General features: G+C 49.6%; 2 protein-coding genes. Both read left to right on the forward strand.

Features of this window, described 5'->3' with window-relative positions; genetic code table 11:
- Positions 1 to 915 precede the first annotated feature (915 nt).
- Complete coding sequence (locus J5224_RS26260; RefSeq protein WP_264628116.1) at positions 916 to 1,449, forward strand: spore coat U domain-containing protein; 534 nt, start codon at positions 916 to 918, stop codon at positions 1,447 to 1,449.
- 22 nt (positions 1,450 to 1,471) lie between these two features.
- The coding region (locus tag J5224_RS26265; protein ID WP_264628117.1) for a spore coat U domain-containing protein at positions 1,472 to 1,837 on the forward strand (366 nt) is incomplete at its 3' end.

Consider the following 1,837-nt stretch of genomic DNA (forward strand, 5'->3'; position numbering starts at 1 on the left):
TGCATATAACACCGTTATAGTAAAAAACTTCGTTCTATTATGCTGTTAGCGCATATTTCCCGATAAAAACCCTTCCATGCGTACAGGGTCTGGCAGGGAGAATACGTGTCATTTTGTTGCAAATTTAACCGAAGCACGAAACGCTTTTTTACCTTAGATAGGAAGCTGGAGTCAACCGATTTGCATAGGCCGCTGAGGCATAGGCATGCCTCGCTTCATCACCAGAACACGCAGTGTGGCAAGATTACACACATGAATCATCAGGTTAAGTGACGACATTGTCTCAATCACCTAGGGCAGCAGAGCAAAAAAAAGCGAAAAACAACATTTTCGCCACCACGACAGCGTAAAAAATCAGAGTAAAAAACCATTAAAACCTTCCAGGTGAAAATTTAAAACTAACAGCGCATAGAATTTGGCTTTTTCATTCCTTTTTCCTTTTTATCAAATTCCTCACATTGTTAAACAAAGGGGGGGCATCTATCTTTATGAAGAGCGGTTTATGTAAGTTGTTATTAAATTTATTTAAAAGCTCACCATAATCTATTATTCCGTGCTGCTGGCAATGACAGCGAAAGCACCGATTGCACCTTTATTTTCATTGTTTATACCCTAAATAATTCGCGTTGCAGGAAGGCAGCAAGTGAGGAACTTACTCAAGTCAGTGATTCGGGTAAGTGAACACCGCCAACGCATCGGCAACGTGAAGTGTGACGGGTTTATATTGCCCACCAGAGAAAGCGATGCCTCAAAAAAGGGGTGAAGGTTTATATCCTGCACGCTTTGTCCGTTTTCCCTGCGCCAGTGTGTCGCGGTGAGAATGAAAAAATCTGCGCGCTGCCACGCTTTCCTATTTTAAAACGTCATTACGTTTAACGGAATTTCGGTGTGCGGTGCTTGTATGAAGGAAGGGCAATGAATAAGCAAAAAGCAGCGCTCGCCGCACTCTCCTCTTTATTTCTGTTTATGCCAACCACGTTTGTTGAAAGCGCCACCATTACTGGCAATATCGCCGTTTCCCTGACGGTAAACTCGACATGTCTGGTTAACAACGTGAGCAGTGGCACATTCGGAACGCTGGCGTTTGGTCAGGTCGCGGATTTAAACACCAACGTGGACGCCGAGGTGGGCACTACGGGCCTTTCGGTGCTGTGTTCGTCAGGCACCGCCGCCGTGCTCACTATCGGTGCTGGCGCAAATGACGCCAGTGCCGTACGCCGTCTCACCAACGGTGCAGGCACCCCGACACTGATCTCCTATCGCCTTTACAGCAACAGTGCGCGCTCCACGGAAATTGCTATCGGTGGTACCCTTAACGTTCCCGCGGGCACCGGTGTAGCACAAGCAGTGCCTATCTATGGCCGAATCCTTGCGTCCGAGCAAACGCTCAAATACCCCCCTGCGGGCAACTATACAGACACCATTACAGCGACGCTTACCTGGAACTGATAAACAGGAGGACCCTATTGCCATGAAGGCTTGCACCGGGAAAACCACGGGCATCAGCGCAGGGCGTTTTTTCCGCGACCTCATGCCGTCGCTGGCGGTGCTGCTGAGTCTTGCCAATCCGGTGTCGGCGGTAACGGTCAATGGGTCCTTTGACGTGACGGCCACCTTGCAAAATGGCTGCCTGTTTGGCGTTAACAGCAGCAGCTCAAGCAATATGGGAACCCTCAGTTTCGGCTCACAAAGTGCCACTGCCACGAATGTGGATGTGGTCAGCAGTGCAGGCAGTGGCTCAATCGTCGTCACCTGCACGCCCGGTGCATCCGTTTCCATTGCGCTCGATTACGGCGCAAACGGCGGCAGCAGTGCACAGCGCTACCTGAAAAACAGC

It is taken from the genome of Candidatus Symbiopectobacterium sp. NZEC135 (assembly GCF_025962695.1).